18 protein-coding genes and 6 tRNA genes are annotated in these 18324 nt (G+C 39.6%); 2 read left to right on the plus strand and 22 right to left on the minus strand.

The features are described from left to right. Positions 1-167: 167 nt before the first annotated feature. From Q7P05_RS07780 to hcp, 17 genes are all read right to left on the minus strand, one after another. Positions 168-244 (minus strand) — tRNA-Met (locus Q7P05_RS07780). Positions 245-249: 5 nt separating this feature from the next. Beyond that, positions 250-325 (minus strand) — tRNA-Thr (locus Q7P05_RS07785). A gap of 32 nt (positions 326-357) precedes the next feature. Continuing rightward, positions 358-433, minus strand: a tRNA-Met gene (locus Q7P05_RS07790). Between the two features lie 5 nt (positions 434-438). Beyond that, positions 439-523, minus strand: a tRNA-Tyr gene (locus Q7P05_RS07795). A gap of 10 nt (positions 524-533) precedes the next feature. After that, a tRNA-Thr gene (locus Q7P05_RS07800) sits at positions 534-609 on the minus strand. Between the two features lie 184 nt (positions 610-793). Next, positions 794-943 (minus strand): undecaprenyl-diphosphate phosphatase, encoded by a 150-nt coding sequence (locus Q7P05_RS07805; RefSeq protein ID WP_295784127.1) that lies wholly within the window; start codon positions 941-943, stop codon positions 794-796. Then, complete coding sequence (locus Q7P05_RS07810; protein ID WP_303931477.1) at positions 922-1071, minus strand: undecaprenyl-diphosphate phosphatase; 150 nt, start codon at positions 1069-1071, stop codon at positions 922-924. Before Q7P05_RS07810 ends, Q7P05_RS07805 begins: the two co-directional genes overlap by 22 nt. A gap of 46 nt (positions 1072-1117) precedes the next feature. Next, on the minus strand, positions 1118-1582 hold the full coding sequence (brxF, locus tag Q7P05_RS07815) for a BREX-3 system P-loop-containing protein BrxF (protein WP_005385460.1): 465 nt from the start codon (positions 1580-1582) through the stop codon (positions 1118-1120). A 28-nt stretch (positions 1583-1610) separates the two neighbouring features. Then, complete coding sequence (locus Q7P05_RS07820) at positions 1611-3020, minus strand: hypothetical protein (RefSeq protein ID WP_303931479.1); 1410 nt, start codon at positions 3018-3020, stop codon at positions 1611-1613. After that, positions 3017-3670, minus strand: coding sequence for a hydrogenase nickel incorporation protein HypB (gene hypB / locus Q7P05_RS07825; protein ID WP_005385456.1), 654 nt, complete (start codon positions 3668-3670; stop codon positions 3017-3019). The genes Q7P05_RS07820 and hypB overlap by 4 nt, the downstream gene beginning before the upstream one ends. 15 nt (positions 3671-3685) lie before the next feature. Then, the gene (gene hypA, locus Q7P05_RS07830; RefSeq protein ID WP_005385455.1) at positions 3686-4027 is read right to left on the minus strand and encodes a hydrogenase maturation nickel metallochaperone HypA; all 342 of its coding nucleotides are present in this window, start codon (positions 4025-4027) and stop codon (positions 3686-3688) included. Further along, positions 4020-4847 carry a bifunctional 5,10-methylenetetrahydrofolate dehydrogenase/5,10-methenyltetrahydrofolate cyclohydrolase gene (locus tag Q7P05_RS07835; RefSeq protein ID WP_060924355.1) on the minus strand — a complete coding sequence of 276 codons (828 nt, stop codon included), beginning with the start codon at positions 4845-4847 and terminating at the stop codon, positions 4020-4022. Before Q7P05_RS07835 ends, hypA begins: the two co-directional genes overlap by 8 nt. A 118-nt stretch (positions 4848-4965) precedes the next feature. Beyond that, positions 4966-6933 (minus strand): penicillin-binding transpeptidase domain-containing protein, encoded by a 1968-nt coding sequence (locus tag Q7P05_RS07840; protein ID WP_303931491.1) that lies wholly within the window; start codon positions 6931-6933, stop codon positions 4966-4968. Then, entirely contained in the window at positions 6933-8351 is a 1419-nt protein-coding gene (locus Q7P05_RS07845; protein ID WP_303931480.1) for a CCA tRNA nucleotidyltransferase, read from the minus strand. Before Q7P05_RS07845 ends, Q7P05_RS07840 begins: the two co-directional genes overlap by 1 nt. Before the next feature lie 68 nt (positions 8352-8419). Then, positions 8420-9292 carry an L-serine ammonia-lyase, iron-sulfur-dependent, subunit alpha gene (sdaAA, locus tag Q7P05_RS07850; protein WP_005385447.1) on the minus strand — a complete coding sequence of 291 codons (873 nt, stop codon included), beginning with the start codon at positions 9290-9292 and terminating at the stop codon, positions 8420-8422. A gap of 11 nt (positions 9293-9303) precedes the next feature. Beyond that, positions 9304-9966: an L-serine ammonia-lyase, iron-sulfur-dependent subunit beta gene (sdaAB, locus tag Q7P05_RS07855; RefSeq protein WP_005385446.1), complete on the minus strand. Its 663-nt coding sequence runs from the start codon at positions 9964-9966 to the stop codon at positions 9304-9306. Positions 9967-10202: 236 nt separating this feature from the next. Further along, entirely contained in the window at positions 10203-11768 is a 1566-nt protein-coding gene (gene hcp, locus Q7P05_RS07860) for a hydroxylamine reductase (RefSeq protein WP_303931482.1), read from the minus strand. Positions 11769-12040: 272 nt separating this feature from the next. On the opposite strand from hcp, the gene Q7P05_RS07865 reads away from it, so the two are divergent. Continuing rightward, positions 12041-12766: a Crp/Fnr family transcriptional regulator gene (locus Q7P05_RS07865; protein WP_303931484.1), complete on the plus strand. Its 726-nt coding sequence runs from the start codon at positions 12041-12043 to the stop codon at positions 12764-12766. A gap of 150 nt (positions 12767-12916) precedes the next feature. Here Q7P05_RS07865 and Q7P05_RS07870 read toward each other — a convergent pair whose 3' ends face one another. From Q7P05_RS07870 to Q7P05_RS07885, 4 genes are all read right to left on the minus strand, one after another. Further along, on the minus strand, positions 12917-14758 hold the full coding sequence (locus tag Q7P05_RS07870; protein ID WP_303931486.1) for an LPO_1073/Vpar_1526 family protein: 1842 nt from the start codon (positions 14756-14758) through the stop codon (positions 12917-12919). A gap of 9 nt (positions 14759-14767) precedes the next feature. Beyond that, complete coding sequence (locus tag Q7P05_RS07875) at positions 14768-15319, minus strand: TIGR01440 family protein (protein WP_005385443.1); 552 nt, start codon at positions 15317-15319, stop codon at positions 14768-14770. A 264-nt stretch (positions 15320-15583) separates the two neighbouring features. Beyond that, positions 15584-16144, minus strand: coding sequence for a Fe-S-containing hydro-lyase (locus Q7P05_RS07880; RefSeq protein ID WP_005385442.1), 561 nt, complete (start codon positions 16142-16144; stop codon positions 15584-15586). 19 nt (positions 16145-16163) lie between these two features. Next, positions 16164-17006 carry a fumarate hydratase gene (locus tag Q7P05_RS07885; protein WP_009660830.1) on the minus strand — a complete coding sequence of 281 codons (843 nt, stop codon included), beginning with the start codon at positions 17004-17006 and terminating at the stop codon, positions 16164-16166. 820 nt (positions 17007-17826) lie between these two features. On the opposite strand from Q7P05_RS07885, the gene Q7P05_RS07890 reads away from it, so the two are divergent. Next, positions 17827-17902: transfer RNA gene (locus Q7P05_RS07890), tRNA-Glu, on the plus strand. A gap of 13 nt (positions 17903-17915) precedes the next feature. On the opposite strand, the gene Q7P05_RS07895 is transcribed toward Q7P05_RS07890, so the two are convergent. After that, the coding region (locus tag Q7P05_RS07895) for a hypothetical protein (protein WP_303931489.1) at positions 17916-18324 on the minus strand (409 nt) is incomplete at its 5' end.

The raw sequence follows: 18324 nt of genomic DNA on the forward strand, positions 1-18324 counted from the left end.
GAATATAAGATTCCCCTACACATTATTATACCATATATACAAAAGCTTCTAGAAATACAATTACGATAGGTAAACAAAAAAAGCTGATAAATGTAATTTCTACACTTATCAGCTTCAATTATTATTTTATGGAGAAAATAAAAAATCCTCACCAATGTGAGGTTTAATGGTGGCGGCACACGGATTTGAACCGCGGACACACCGGGTATGAACCGATTGCTCTAGCCAACTGAGCTATGCCGCCATGTATGGAGCTAGTGACCGGGATTGAACCGGTGACCTTATCCTTACCAAGGATACGCTCTGCCGACTGAGCTACACCAGCACAATGAACGATCATTTCACTGTGAATTTTTGTGGTTGCGGGGACAGGACTTGAACCTGCGACCTTCGGGTTATGAGCCCGACGAGCTACCAACTGCTCCACCCCGCTATAAATGGTGGAGGGAGAAGGATTCGAACCTTCGAAGTCGAAGACGGCAGATTTACAGTCTGCTCCCTTTGGCCGCTCGGGAATCCCTCCAAAAATAAAATGGAGCTGGCGATAGGAATTGAACCCACAACCTGCTGATTACAAGTCAGCTGCTCTACCAATTGAGCTACGCCAGCATCATTACGACAAGATGTATTTTATCATCCGCCTCACTAAGTGTCAAGAACTTTTTAAAAGCTTTTTTGAAGTTTTTTCGTTCACTGCGGTAACCCTTAGTGCTTAATCATAATAACATGAAACGATACCCTATGCAAGTATTTTTTCTAAACTTTTTAAACTTCATTTTTTCCTCATCGGCAATCATAGATAAAGATAGATAATCGCTAGTATAGCAACAATAATTCTATAATATCCAAAGGAGGATAATGAAGACCGATTTAAATACCATAAAAATACTTTTACAGTGATGTACCCTACTATATACGATACTAATGTGCCAATGGCAAACATAATAATATCATAATCATATGACCTGTACTAGATACAGGAATGCATTCGGTTATACCTTCTATAATACCCAAAATGAGGGCAATTATATATTGTTCCATGATATCACCTACCTTTATAAATGCGGTCATAACTCATGGCAATATATAATGCCCTCAGTAATCAATATAGCTTTAATTAATCAATAACCATAACACGTTCAGGTTTTGTAACTGTTACAACCGCATGTTTTGGATCATTATTGTGTTCTAAGTATAATTGATCACCTTCGAGATGACCACGCCAACCTACAACAATCGGATATGTTTTACTAATAGTCTTTAATAGTTCAAGAGGATTTAAATTTAAAATCGGTGCAAACAACACATTAATACCATCGATGAGCACCACTTCTGTATCACTACGACTTAATGCACGGCGAATTACTTCTTCTGCCAATTGTGGTCTTTCATCACGAGGTACTAACAAAAATTCTTCTTCAATAAGTTGTTTCGCTTCTAAGTACTTCCAACCTTTTTGCTCAGACAATTCACGAATTAGCAAACTTTTACCAGAACCAGGACCACCAACGATAAACAATATGCGTTCATCATCACCTTGAATTTTTTCCCAACGTTCTCTTACATCTTGAACAGTAACCATATCCTTTGCCTCCTCGCTGTGACCAATCCTACTTAACTGGACGGTCAGATAACATAACGGATTTGATATATTGGTTTTTATCATCTAGGGCAAACTGTAAATATGAATCGCTTGCCGCTAGATTTTTATATTCATATACGGTAGACGTGCCCGCATTTGTTGTAGATTCAACGATACGAGTTGGCATACCATACACAAAGAGCAATAGATACTTAGTATCGCCCATCGCGATGCCACGACGGGTAGGTGTGTAAATGTTTAACAATACGCGATTGATAAGATTTTTTTTATCAACACTTACACCATATTCGTTATATCCAATAAAGGTGGAACCAAACAACATACCTTGATGTTTCCAGTCATTATTTGGATCATTAACAAAATGATCATTCAATTTATAGCCACGCAATACAAAATCATCAGCAGTCAACTTACCAGCTTCGAAATCATATACTGGAGCTTTAGGTAATCCAAATCTTGGCCATACTTGACCACTAATCATATCAACAGCTTCTACATTGCTTTGTTTTATGGTGAAAGCAATATATTCTTTCTGTTGTCCTAACATAGATTGTTGTTGGCTATTATTATTTGTATTCTCTATCGAACTATTAAATTCCTTTTTTCGAGACAATGAATTTTCGGAATGACCTTCATAAAGGAAAATATAGCTTTCATTTTTCAAGTCACGCCACATCGCATTAGGACTGCCATAAGCAAATACCAATTCCATACGCGTACTACCAACACCGATATCGCGTACAGTATGGGCGCCTTTTTTTGTACTATGAATATTAGTAATAGTATTAGGTTCAAAGAAATAGGTAGCCCCTTGACCGCGCAATTGATTATTTATCAATCGTTCTTGAGCAGGTCCCGTATATACGGTTACCTCCAAGTCTTTCATATAGTACGTCGTAAAGTTATCACGCACTACCGTTTTTTCTACATCTTTAGGTGCTACAAACTGATCGCCTAAGCGGTACCCATCAATGGCATAATCATCTTCAGACCCTATAGTTGGTAAATTATTAGCCGTATAGGACTTGCCGATATCCGCTAAATTATTTTGCGTTACACTAGGCAAGGAACCTTCATTTTCGCTAGCTGCTTGCCAAAATTGTATGGAATCACCAAACTCGGTAACTGCCATTTGTTCGGCCAACCAACCTGTTTTTGTGTTTTCCTTCTTTATTTTTGTATCAATTTTAACGGCTTTAATCGGTGCATTATCTATATACGCAACAGAATTAGCCGCATCAGGTTCCACCGTTTCTACAGGTGCAGCAGTAGCTGCCGCATCATTTGTATCCTCTGTAGCTTCTACAGCCGTCGGTTTCACTGTGGAAATAGCCGGTTCTGCCGCATACCCTACCGTTGTAGCAGATAGGCCAACTAAAAGTGCCGCTACGATACGGCTCTTAATAGAATGATTCATCGATTACTCTCCAATTGCGCACGCAACCATGTCAACCATGGCTCTAACCCATTATGGGCCGTGCAACTTACTTCAAAAATCTCTCCTGTTGGATTCAAATTACGTATATCTTGTATTGCCTTGTCTTTTTTAAATGGTACATAAGGCAATAAATCTATCTTATTAATGAGAATAGCCTTTGACTCTTTAAAGATTAATGGGTATTTAAGAGGCTTATCTTCACCTTCAGTAACAGATAATACAGTTACCTTCATGCTTTCACCAATCTCAAATTCTGCAGGGCATACAAGGTTACCTACATTCTCGATAATGATCATATCCAGTTCATCAAGATTTAAATCACCTAGTGCATCTTGAATCATTTGTGCATCAAGATGGCAACCTCCCACTGTATTGATTTGAATAACAGGAACGCCTAATTCATGAATCCGTTCCGCATCCTTAGCAGTAAATAAATCACCTTCAATAACAGCAAGGCGGTAATCTTTTTTCAAATCATGTAAAGTTGCCTCTAACAGAGATGTTTTACCAGCTCCTGGAGAACCTAATAGATTAAATACAAAAATATTTTTTTCCTTAAACAACTGTTGTAAGGACTCTGCAATGGCATCATTTTTTGCCAATACATTAGTTTTAACTTGAACTTGCATGTCCTAACCTTTCTATCAATCGATATCCATGGAGGTCACTTGTAGTTCACGGCCACCAATGGTTTGTACGAAATGACTGTCACAATACGGACAGATAAATTTATAATTTTCTACAGGAAATGTTTTATCACAATCCAAGCACTTTCCTTCAATAGGAATGGTGTTGATTTCAATACGTGAGCCTTCTGCGGCGGTCCCCTTTGTAACGGCTTCCCAACAGAAAAGAAGGGAATCTGGTTCCACGCCACTCATAAGACCCAAATCGAGTTGAACAGAATGAATCACAGATGCATCGTGTTGGCGTAACGTATCGAGGGCTACATCAAGTATGCCTTCTGCTATAGACATCTCATGCATGGTATGCCTCATATACAGCTTCAAGCATCATAGTAGTCGTTACAGAGCCTACACCACCAGGTACTGGAGTAATTGCAGACGCAATATCTTTTACCGCTTCATAATCAACATCGCCTACCGTCTTACCTTCTAGTTCATTAATGCCTACATCGATAACAACAGCACCTGGCTTAATCATATCTGCTGTAATCATATGAGCACGACCCGCTGCAGCAATAACGATATCGCCACGTTTTACTTGTTCTGCCAAATCAGGGGTTCTGGAATGGCACATTGTAACCGTACCATGTGCACCAAGTGTCATAAGAGCTACCGGCTTACCAATCACTTGGCTACGACCGATTACTACCACATGTTTACCCTCTACAGGAATATCATAGTGGTTTAAAATCGCCATGCACGCCTTGGCAGTACAAGGGGCAAAGCCACCTTTACCGGCAGTTACAAGACCAATATTATACGTAGTTAGACCATCGATATCTTTTTTAGGATCTAGCATATCGATAAGAGCCTCTGTATCAATGTGTTTAGGCATCGGCATTAACGGTAAAATCCCATGAACAGCCGCATCATTATTTAATTCTTGCAATGCTGTAACTACTTCATCCTGTGTAGCCGTTTCAGGTAATTGTTTTAACACAAAGCCATAGCCAAAGTTCTTGGCTGTCTTTTCCATAAATGTAGCGTACATATGAGCACCGTGGTCTTCACCAACGAGTAATACTGCCATAGTAATTACAGAGTCGCCAACTGCTGCAACTTTTTCTTGTAAAATCGCCTTGTGAGCGTCTGCTACTGCTTTACCGCGTAATTCGATCATAAGTATCTCCATTCATTCAAACTATCTATAAAATAAGGTGCCTCCGGAGAGGCACCTAAGTCTCTTATTCTATTATATAACGAACTGTCTATAATTTCTAATTATGACCGAATTCGTTTTATCTACGGAAATGAACAGTAATTGCTGTACCAGCCTGAACAGTTGTACCGCTACTTTCATCTTGAGATGTAGCCGTACCAGTTCCATCCGGTTTAAAGGCAAGTCCCGCCTTATGTAACCAATCACGCACTTCACCATAGGTAAAACCAGTAAAGTTAGGCAATGTAACAGAACCATCACTTCCCGGTTTTGGTTCAGGTAATGTATTAGCAGCTTTAACAGCTACTGGTGTACTTTCTTTAACATACGGACTCATTTGGTAATACCGTACAAGTTGAGATACGATGTCCTTAAATACAGGGGCTGCAATTTGACTACCATAAAAAGAACCCTTTTGTGGGTCATCAATAACGACAAGAACTACAAATTTTGGATCCTCTACAGGGCCAAAGCCGATAAAGGACGCAATGTATTGTCCGTCGAGATAACCGCCATGTTTGGTATCTAGTTTTTGCGCCGTACCAGTTTTACCGCCGAAGTGATAACCTTCTACCATCGCTTTTGTACCGCCACCTTCGGATACTTCTTTTTCTAGAATATCTACAATGGTTTTAGCGGTTTCCGCCGGAACTGGTTGTCCCACAACAGATGTTTCAGTCGTACTTGTAACATCGCCTTGAGAGTTACTATAAGACTTGATGATATGTGGTTTCATCATAGCCCCACCATTAGAAAGTGCACCAAAGGCGCGAACCATTTGTAATGGTGTAACCGCAATACCTTGACCGATGGACATAGTCGCAACGTCTAGCTTACTCATATCCTCTGGATTATACAAAATACCTGCTCCTTCACCAGGCAATTCAATACCTGTTTCAGAACCAAAGCCATAATCACGTACATATTTCGAGAGAATATCTGCGCCTGTTAATGTACCAATTTCAGCCATACCAGTATTAATAGAGTACTTCAAAATATCTAGCAAACGAACAGGACCATATCCCTCACCATTCCAGTTTCTAATGATATGTCCATTGGCAGCGAAGGCCCCTTTATCGTTATACACTGTGTCTAACTTCCATTTGCCTGCTGCAAGAGCTGCAGATGCAATGATAGGTTTGAATGTAGAGCCTGGTTCATATAAATTGGTAACCGCAATATTTTTGAAAGCCTCTTCACCACTTTGGTTGTAGTTATTAGGATCATAACTTGGACGATTGGCCATCGCTAATATTTCACCGTTCTTTGGATCCATAACGATAACACTAGCATGTTTAGCACCCGTATCAACCATCGCCTTATCGAGAGCACGTTCTGCAATAAATTGGATGGTCGCATCAATAGTTAAGGTTACACTTTTACCCTTATCTGGTAAAAATTTAGATAATACAGAACCAAAGATAGCATTACCTTTATTATCAGTGGCAACAATTTCTTGTTGCACGCCACCTTTTAACTCATCATCAAGAACCATTTCTAGCCCATCAAGGCCTTTATCATCAGTACCGACAAAGCCTAATACTTGAGCCGCTAGCACACCATTTGGATAATAGCGCTTAGATTCTTCCACGAAATTGAGGCCTGCAATATTATTATCCTTAATAACTTGTTGTACCGCTTTTGATTTATCCGCATCCATCATACGGTTCAACCAAACAAAAGCCGTATCCTCTTGTAAGGCTTTTACAATATTTTCTTTGGACATGGTTACATACGGAGATATGAGATCTGCAATCTCTTGAGGCGACTGTTTAATCATCTTCGGATCCGCATATAACGATTTTGTAACCACACTCATGGCCAACGGCTTACCATTACGGTCATAGATTGTACCGCGCGGCGATTGTAATTTTCTATCTACTTGAACTTGTAATAAGTTTTTCTTCTCTAGGTCAAAGGTATCAAAGACCTGTAACTGTGCTAAACGCCCGATAAGGACGAAGGCAACGGTCATGAGTATGGCAAGGCACCATGTAGTGCGACTCCAATCACTCATGCGTAGTAACGCTTTATTAAATAACTTCATCATTTCTCCACTGGACGGCGTAACTTATGGTCTAATGCATCATATAGCGCATCTGGTTCATTAGGAATCACTCCATTTTGTACCTGACCTAATAAATACTGCAATCCTTCCCCCACTTTTTTCCCTGCAAGCTGAATAACTCGTTCGTCATAATTTAAATCCTTTGTATGGATAGGCATCTCTAAACTAAGGTCTGCCATACATTCCCCAAAGGCTAATGTACCATCCGTTGATGCATAGGGCTTCCCACAGCCTAATACATCAGCAGCACAAACCTTAGCTAATTGCTCCCATGCGGTCCGCATGATTTGACTATCTCGGAACTCACCACTGCGAGCTTCTTTACGGATCCACTTTTTCTCATTAGCTTCTCCATTTTGTACAAAATAGTGAAAGCGCATGTGATTTTTTACAATCCAAGCTACACGGCGCACAAAGGTTTTCGGATATCCCAAACGGGTGAGCAACGTCTCTGTCATCTCAGCGCCTAATGTATCGTGGCCACGATCGGTCAATCGGCCATTAATAACAGCTCGCACCGTAGGCATACCCTTCGCCACATCGTGTAATAGAGCGCCCCAACGCAATGTTAAGTCTGGTTCTGTATGAGATACAACGGCTAATGTATGATACCAACCATCAAATTCATGGAAGTCTTTTTCTTGTGGTAAATTCACAAGATGGTATAGCTCTGGTAAAATAGGCACTTCACGAGCCACGCCATTTTCTACAACGCGACAAGAGCACTCGGCCAAGCGAGATTGTACTAATACATCAAGGCCCTTAGCCACAGCGGGCTCTAACATGAGTCGGTCCAGTTCACTACGGACTCTCTCAAGAGATAACCCAGGCACACGATAAAATGCCTTTGGCATAGCTTCTAATAAGTCTTCGGTAGGTAAGAAATCTAGCTTTGCCACAAAGCGGCATGCTCTAAATAATCGCAATGCGTCTTCTTCGAAGCGTTGCTGTGCATTGCCAATGGTTCGCAATGTCTTATGCTTGATATCTCGACGTCCCCCTACTAGGTCTATGACCTCACCAAAACGATTCATCGCCATGCCATTGACCGTAAAGTCGCGACGCAACACGTCTTCCTCCAAGGTATCGGCATAAGCGATTTCTTCTGGTCGATGACTATCCGCTCCATATCGTTCAGTGCGATACGTTGCAATTTCATATTGCTTTCCTTCTAGTGTAGCTACTACTACACCAAAAGATTTTCCTACTAAGTCTGTCGTTTGAATATCTTGACCGCGTAGGACTTCAATTACCGTATCAGGGCGTGCAGACGTCACAATATCAAAGTCATGAGGCTTTTGATGCATCAAAATATCACGCACTGCTCCGCCAATGATATAGGCTTCATAACCTGCTTCTTCTAATACAGTCAATATTCGATTGGCTTGTTCCATCATGCACACTCCTTTCTGAACTAGTCTAACCTTTATTTTACTACAAATGAAAGCATGAAAAAAGTGCAATCCTATAAGGATTGCACTCGTTCTGCAATAGCTGTACCCGTCGGTGTTACCGCAAGGCCGCCATCACTTGTTTCACGCAATGCTGCTGGCATAGCGCGACCGATATTATTCATTGCTTCAATAACTTCATCTGGTGGAATTTGACTTTCAATATTCATCAAAGCCAATTCAGATGCAGTAATGGCATGAACTGCATAGAAACCATTACGTTTAACGCACGGTACCTCTACAAGCCCTGCTACTGGATCACAGGCAAGGCCCAATAAGTTTTTCATGCACAATGCGATAGCATGTCCTACTTGACGAGGCGTACCACCCATCATTTCTACAATAGCACCGGCAGCCATACAAGCGGCCGTACCAATTTCTGCTTGGCAACCGCCAACGGCACCGGCCACACAAGCGCGATTCGCTACGACATTGCCAATGCCAGAGGCAGCCAAGAAGCCCTTTACCATAGTTGCTCTATCTAGCTTGTAATGGTCCGCTACTGCTTTCACCGCACCAGGCATAACACCACAAGATCCAGCCGTAGGGCACGCAACAATGCGGAACATCTTTGCATTTGCTTCATTAACAGCAATAGCATAGGTCATAGCTTTGTACGCAATATCACTCATAAATCTTGGTGTTTGTCCATTAAGCTGTGCTGCCTGGCCACCGGACATACCAGACGCTGTTTTTTCTGCATAGTCTATACCATCTTGAATAGAACCTTCAAAGATGTCTAAACGATGCTCTATTTCACGAATAACCGCTTCTTCACTGCGGTCATAATTTTCTAATTCATAACGCAGTACTACTTCACCAAAGGAAATGTTATTTTCCTCAGCTAAGCGAATAATATCTGCAATTGTATCGTATGCATAACTCATCATTCGCCCTCCTATAACGCTTCAAAGGTCATCACATCTTGAATGCCTGGACACTCGCGCATAAACTGAACGGTAATAGGATTTACTACTGTATCGGTAGTAATGACCATCACTGCATCCTTGTGCTTACCCTTACGGAATACACGCATGGTAGCAATATTAATATCGGACTCACTCAATGCTTGGCTCACAAGAGAAATGGCACCAGGTCTATCCTCATGAAATACGACAAGGGTAAACTCATCGCCAGTAATAGACATATCATTGCCATCTACTTCGGTAATCATAATTTGACCACCACCAAGAGAACGACCAATAACAGTCATATGGCGATTATGTTCATCGTACATATCAAAACGAACTACATTAGGATGGCCTACATCGAGAGGAGACTCAATAAAGTTGTACTCCATCCCCTCTTTCTCAGCTAATTTATGAGCAACACGAATATTCGTATCATCCTCTTTGAACCCCAATAAACCGCCAATCAAAGCACGGTCTGTACCATGACCTTTATAGGTCTTCGCAAAAGATCCATATAAGGTTAAATCTACCTTTTTAGGTGTGGAACGGAAAATACACCGCGCCATCTTACCTAGCCGCGCAGCACCAGCTGTATGCGAACTAGACGGGCCAATCATAACAGGCCCTATAATATCAAAAATACTATTCATACACGCCTCTATATACACATAAACAATGTGAAAATCTTACTTTACCTATAGTATAACAATCAATATTTAAACATGTCTATATGCACATTAGAGGCATCTTTGTGTAACTACAGAGGACTCACAGTACTGTAAAAAACGCACCTAAGGATAATCCTAGGTGCGTTATTTATAACAACAGTCCTAAATCATAAAAGAGAGGGGAAGTAGGACTGTAGTTAATAAGTTAATGGATCCTATTAGCCCAAGATAGCTTTCATGTCAGCTTCTGGAGTTGTAATTGGATGTAATTGGAATTTTTCTACCAAAATGTTCAATACATTGCTGGAGAAGAATTTAGGCAAGGAAGGTCCGATGTAGATGTTGCGGATACCCAATGCCAACAATGTTAACAAGATACATACCGCTTTTTGTTCGTACCAGGACAATACCAATGTTAATGGCAAGTCATTTACGTCACATTCAAATGCACCAGCCAAAGCTACTGCTACTTGAATAGCGGAGTAAGCATCGTTACATTGACCCATATCAAGGATACGAGGGATACCACCGATTTCACCGATGTTAAGGTCGTTGAAGCGGAATTTACCACAAGCCAATGTCAATACTACAGTATCATCTGGAGTTTGTTTTACGAATTCTGTGTAGTAGTTACGACCTACTTTAGCACCGTCACAACCACCAACTAAGAAGAAGTGTTTGATTGCGCCAGCTTTAACAGCGTCGATTACTTTATCAGCAATGCCCAATACTGTGCCATGACCGAAACCAGTAGTTACTTCGTGACCACCGTTGATACCAGTGAATTCTTGAGCTTCTTTGTAGCCGCCCAATTCGATTGCACGGTTAATAACAGCGGAGAAGTCTTTAGTGCCGTCTTCTTTTTCTTCTACGTGTGCACAGCCGTCGAAACCTACCATATCTGTAGTGAAGATATTAGCTTTGTAGTTTTCTTTTGGTGGCATAATGCAGTTTGTAGTGAACAAGAATGCGCCAGGAACGTCAACGAATTCTTTTTGTTGGTTTTGCCATGCAGTACCGAAGTTACCTTTTAATTGAGGATGTTTTTTCAATTCAGGGTAAGCGTGGCAAGGTAACATTTCACCATGAGTATAGATGTTTACACCTTTACCGTCAGTTTGTTCCAACAATTGTTTCAAGTCGTGAAGGTCATGACCAGTTACAACGATGAAAGGACCTGGTTCTACAGTCAAAGGTACTGTAGTTGGTACTGGAGTACCATATGTTTCAGTGTTAGCTTTATCAAGAACAGCCATACATTTCAAGTTGATTTGACCGAATTCCATCAACAAGTTCAACCATTCTTCAGCACTGTGGTCTTTAGCGAATTCTACCATGCCTTTGATGAACCAAGCATCAACTTCAGGATCATGGAAACCAAGGCGTGCAGCATGCCATGCATAAGCAGCCATACCACGCATACCTAACAATAAAGTGGAACGAAGGGATACGATATCTTCTTCACCTTTCCACAATTGTTCCCAATCGAAGTTTTGTGCTGCGCTATCGATTTTTGCATGATAAGCGTTTACTTCGTCGATGAATTCTTGAACGCGGTCTTCAGAGAAGTTTACGTTTGTTACACACATGAACAAACCACGCATTAAATAGTCAACGCCTTCTTTAGTTTGGCCTTTTACGTCTAAAGCGCGTGCTAAACCAACTAAAGCAGCAGTTAATTCGTCTTGTAAGTTAGCAACTGGTGCAGTTTTACCACATACACCTTGTACAGTACAGCCGCCTGGAGCTGCAGATTGTTCGCATTGATAACAGAACATGCTCATTTAAAAATCCTCCTTTGCGAGACTTTCTCGCATACAAGCTAGATAATATCAAACCTATACATTACACTGATGAATTATCAGGTGTCTGATTGATTACATTTGAAAGTATAACGTAAAGATGATACAATTTCTGTAGCTTGAGCAACAAATAAAAACTTTTTCAAAAATTTTCCTTGCTTCCCTTTTGGAACAGGTAGACCATTCGATCTAACTATATTATTATACAATAATCATTTTAAATTACTATAAACTTTTTCACACTGGAGGTATCTATGAAGCAAATACTTTCAAATGATATTATCAACCAATATCTACCTACCCTCATACATTGTCCTCTATTCAATAAATTAGGTGAGCCTGAATTAAGAGGCTATTTACATAATGCAAAGGTTATCGTTCATAGCTATAAGAAAAACGATTTCATAGCCCTCTCTGGAGATCCTATGGAAGGTATCGGTGTTATTCTCGAAGGTAGCGCTTTACTAACGCGAGAAAATGTAATGGGCCAACGTGTAATTATGGCTAATCTTGAACAATCTGATATTTTTGGTGAAGCATTACTATTTAGTAAGCAACCTCTATGGCCTGCTACTATAAAAGCGACAAAGGTAACCAAGATTATGTTCATCCCTCTCGAAACATTTATCGATACATTGCCAGATTGCCAACAATGCCAAACTAAAATCTTATCTAACCTATTAGAGGACTTATCTGAAAAGGCCATCCTTTTAACAAGAAAAGTTCATTACCTAACACTAAAAGGTATGCGCGAAAAGATTTTTGCGTACTTAACAGATATTTATAAGCGCCAACAGTCTACAACAATTCATCTACCGCATAACCGCGAGCAAATGGCAGAGGTGCTAAACGTATCCCGTACAGCACTTAGCCGTGAGCTCGGTCGACTTCGCGATGAAGGCATTATAGATATTACAGGTCGCACGGTAACGTTAAAAGATATTGAAGGAATTGAAGAATTTGGTTTTAATAGTTTCTAACATGTAATCGCCCTATCGTTTTTAAAATGTAATCAAATCGTCGTTTCTAATAAATAATACAATTATTCGTTCTAACATATAATCAAACGAAAAAGGTCTCCCTAGATCATCTAGGGAGACCTTTTATAGTTTAATTATTTTCTTTGGTTATTAGAACCAATGAGATAAATCGAATTCTTCACCAATAGTTGCTTTCACATGAGCACGGCCTAAGTAAAGGCCAAGCAATGTTAAGCTAATTTTAGACATCGGCGTATGATCAAATACATCCGCTAAATCTAATAGAACTGGAGAAATATCATCCATAATATCACGTGCTTCTTGACCTCTAAAGGCAGTCGGTTTGCTCTTCATAAGTGCAATGAGATCACGTTGAACCATAGAATCAGAAATACGAGTTTGTCTAAAGAAACGAGGTGCTAAAGACTCGTCAACCAATGCCAGTTTATAAAGATTGGAGTTCAAACTACGTACCACATAACGTGGATCCACACCGTGACCATCAGTAGCACGGAAGAGTTCCTCCTTGGAGAAGCCACGATAGTTAAACACAAATGGATAGGAATTGGATAACACTTGAGCTAATGTAATTGGTTCGCGTTCCTCTTGCGTACAGCGTAAATAGTCTAGCTGGCGGTAGAAAGAATTGTTTTGAGGCAAATCAGAAATGAATGGCTCAATATATTTTTCTACATAATGTTGGAAGTGAATCAATCCATAGTTATTAGAGTTTCTAGAGTATTGTAACAATAATGTCAATGCCATGACTTGGAAATGACCTAGTGTTAAATGTGGCAATACGCGTAACGCATCAAAGGCTACAAGGTACGGTGTACTAGACTTAGGCGATTGTACTACATCTAGGAATGCACCTAACGCAGCGGATTTCATCCACTCTGTATTCGTAGCGGCATACGCCTTTTGCATACTCATCAATGCTTCTTGAATAACAATATTATCTAAAAGCGCGTTAACTTCAGCTAACTTGGTAATATTAAGAGCTGCTAACGCATCTCTTGTAATGGATTCCACATAATGTTGTGTATCGCCATGTAATACACCAAAAGCATGAACAAATGGTGCAATCGCTAACTCAACACATTTATCTTCATGTGCCGCTTTAGCCCATTGCCCTGTAGGTACCTCTTCTTCAACCATACTAGCTGCCGCTAGTTGTGCCTCTATTTCAGAAGCGTCAAACAAGCGTGTTTCATCCAATACAGATGGACCTTCTGCTGTTTGTACCTCATCGGCACCACCAATCATTTGCGTAACATCTAAATTCTCAGCTTCATCAGCTTCTAAAGCTTCTACAGATTCACCCATAGCAATCGTATCCTCTACGGAATTAGCACGATTACGAAGTTCATCTGTTACTGCATCGAGAACAATAGTCTTATCCATCAATGGAGTAGCATTATGCTCAACATTTTGAAGTCTATTATCTGAAACAGCGGGCATTACAATGGTTTCATCCATACTAGGTGCTATTGGACTAGATACTGGAACCTCTTGGGAAGCAGATTCTTGTTGGATAGATTCACCAGAAACAGTTGAATCTTTAACAGGTTCCTGTTCTTCCAAGATTGGTTTACCAGACTCTGTCTGAGTTGACTCTGCTTGATGACCTAAGGCTAATGAATATCCTGTAGAGGAATTTTCAACATGTAATTGATTCCCATCTCGTCGATTATAGGATGTATCTTCATGATCCACCATAGATTCAGAAGCTTCGGAATCCTTATTGTCATCTATAATGGAGGCTGTATATACATTGGTTCCGCCTTCATGTGTAACCGTTACATCCCCAACCTTGGATTCATTAACGGACCTTTCTTTATGATGTTCATCATTAAGCTTAGTACCAGATTTATCACGATGCTCATGTTTCGGTTGGCTTTCACCATCATTACGATTAAAAACAGCGTAACAAATAGCAAAAAATCCAAGCGCCACAACGGCTAATACAAAATACGGTATTACGTTTGACATACTATCCCCCTACATCAACGCTTCATTATATGCAGCACGTTCACCACCAATGCTCTTAGGTCGAACACGACAAGCTGTTACATGGGCCCCACCAATTTCTTTAATGCTGAGGCGTACTGGTACGGTAACATGTTTCATGTGCATTCCTATGAAAGTATCCCCAATATCGATACCAGCATCAGCTTTAATAAATTCAACCATTACTGGATCTTCAAAACGTTCATAAGCAGTAACAGCCATAGCTCCACCTGCATGACGTTGAGGCACTACATTAACCTCTTCCTCCCATGTTACCGCGCTACGTTCCATAACAAGCGCACGGTTAATATGTTCGCAGCATTGAACAGCTAAATTAAGACCTTTAGCTTTAACTGCTTTATATATCTCATCAAATAAGACCTGAGCCACATCAATGTGGGAATCAGTACCTATTTTCTTACCCATAACTTCGCTAGTGGAACAGCCCACAACGAATAATTGACCTTCTCGAACCTTTGCCAAATCGAGTAATTCAGCCATCGCTGTGCGCACTGACTGACGAATAGTTTCTACAGAAGTCATGATATCGCCTCACTCACTTTGAATGTATAAATCTATATGTATATTATCACAAAATGGACAGAATCGGTAGACTTTACTCTACGCAATACAAGTGAACATTACATAAGACTATAGTAATTATAAAAGTAGTTTTATTTATTACTATCATACTAATAAACAATGTAATAATCATTAAATATATACATTTACCGTGATACATATGGATTTTCTACAAATAAAAAGAGGCTTGCAAAGCAAGCCTCCTTTAATCACTCAGCGGTGATATTAGATTTTTCTGTAAGGTTTTTGACCTTGTTCGTAGAAGTTGTTACCTTCAGTATCACCAACTACGATGCAAGGGAAATCTTCAACTGTCAATTCAGCCAAAGCTTCTGGACCAAGTTCACCATAAGCAAGTACTTCGTATTTTTTGATGGATTTTGCAATCAATGCTGCAGCGCCACCAACTGCTGCGAAGTATGTGCAACCATTTTTCTTCATGGATTCAACTACTGCTGGTTTACGGGAACCTTTACCGATCATGCCTTTGATACCTTGATCAAGCATTGTTGGTGTGTAAGCGTCCATACGACCAGAAGTTGTAGGACCAGCGGAACCAATTGGGTCACCAGGTTTTGCAGGTGTTGGGCCAAGGTAGTAAACGAATTTGTTAGTCCAATCGATTGGTAATTTTTCACCGCGTGCTAAAGCTTCAGTCATAACTTTATGAGCAGCGTCACGAGCGGAGTAAATTTTGCCAGTGATAAGTACGCTATCACCAACTTTTAATTTACGGGAAAACTCTTCATTATATTCTTCAGTATTAATGCGAATTGTTTCAGCCATTGTAATTACCTCCTACCGATTAAAGTACTACGTGTTTATGACGAGCAGCATGACACATAATAGTAACAGCAACAGGAAGGCCGGCGATATGAGTTGCACCCCATTCGATGTTTACACCGATACAAGTTGTTGTGCCGCCCAATTGTGGACCGATACCAGTTTTGTTAACCATTTCCAAAATTTCTTCTTCCAATTTTGCATACTCAGGATCTTTATGAGGAGTGCTAATATCGCGAAGCAAAGCTTTTTTGGACATAACAGCTGCTTGGTCCATAGTACCACCAATACCTACGCCAAGTACGATTGGAGGGCATGGGTTAGGGCCAGCATGTTTTACGATTTCAAGAACTGCATTTTTAACGCCTTCAACGCCATCTGCAGGTACCAACATAGCTACGTCAGATTTGTTTTCGGAACCGAAACCTTTAAGTTCTACGTTGATTTCTACTTTATCGCCAGGAACGATATCGATGTAGATGATTGCAGGTGTATTGTTTTGAGTGTTTTTACGGTTGAACAATGGTTCTGCTACAACGGATTTACGAAGGTAACCTTCTACATAGCCTTGAGCAACACCTTCATTGATAGCTTCTTTAAGGTCGCCACCAACGAAATGTACGTCTTGACCTACTTCTACGAATACCAATGTCATACCAGTATCTTGGCAGTATGGACGATCTTCAGCATCAGCAATTTCTGCATTTTTGATGATTTGATCGAGAACGATGCAACCAACTGGAGACTCTTCTGTTTCACGGCCTTTTTTCAAGCCTTCATAGATGTCTTTTGGCAAGTGGTAAGCTGCGTCCATACACATTTGACGGACTGTTTTTGTGATTTCAGATACTTGAATCTCGCGCAAGATAATCCCTCCTCAGGAACATAGTTGAATATTAATTCTAATTACCGTGAGATAACTTTTTACTCTCGAGTATATGAAATATATGTATCTCATACACATCGAGATTAACTCTATGCATCAATCGTAACACACAATATACAGGCTTTCAACGGCTTAACTATACAGTTTTCTCAATGCTTTTTCATATTTTGAGAATAATTTTCATGAATATCGCTGTATATATTTCGGCATGTCAACATCACTTTTTTACCGTTTTTCGTCCCCAAAAAATCACTTCGACGATGTGATAAAAGTCATAGTTAATCATAGGTTGAAAGTATTTTTATACTCTTTATCACAATCAACTTTTAGAGGTAAGAACTAGGTTAAAAGCACCTTATAAATGCAGAGTATATCTAAGATGATGAATACGCTTTTAAGCTACTTGATATTACTTTTCAAATAAAAGGTTTAAACTTTTTTACAATGCATATGTATACCGATTATATTCAATATACTTATATTGCTAACTCTTAAGAAAATATACATTATGAATCCCTTATAAATATAGGAATTATCTATGTTTATTCATCTCTATAGATTATATAAATTTTAATGACTTGCTTATCACTATTTTTGATAAGTTATTTTTTGTATAAAGTTATGTGTTTTAGTCATAATTAACGCCTTTTGATTTATAGTAATTTTAAAAAAAACGCTTGCTTTTATAATTAATCTAACATATAATAACAATCGTACCATTCCTCGATAGCTCAGTTGGTAGAGCAATCGGCTGTTAACCGATCGGTCGTAGGTTCGAGTCCTACTTCAAGCGCCATGTGGCTCGTTGGAGAAACGGTTAACTCACATGCCTTTCACGCATGCATTCACGGGTTCGAATCCCGTACGAGTCACCATTTGTCAATTACATCACTTCGGTGGTGTTTTTTTTATTTCTTCATCAAGTATGTTTATATAGATATTTGTAAGTTTTGTATTTCTTTGAACTATAGAAGAAGAAATATAAGATGTGAGTGTTTTTATTTTTTCATCATTATTTGCATTATAGCTTTCATTGCAAAATAGTTTAGTACTTGAACTTTCGTATTCTAACATCCAATAAACATTTTTTTTAAAACTTCCATGATTTACAGGCTCTTGAATAATTGGATGGTAACTAGATGTATTAAGTTCTTGATAATAACGATCTAAATAAGATGCATTATTAAGTGTTTCTTCTTGAAAGAGTTTCATTTGATTTTCTAGTATTTTAGTTGGTGCTTGTAAAGCAAGAAGTTCATACATACTTGCTGAATAGAGTTGATTATAGATAAGATAT

It is taken from the genome of Veillonella dispar (assembly GCF_937975875.1).
In the GTDB taxonomy this organism is placed as follows: domain Bacteria; phylum Bacillota; class Negativicutes; order Veillonellales; family Veillonellaceae; genus Veillonella; species Veillonella dispar_B.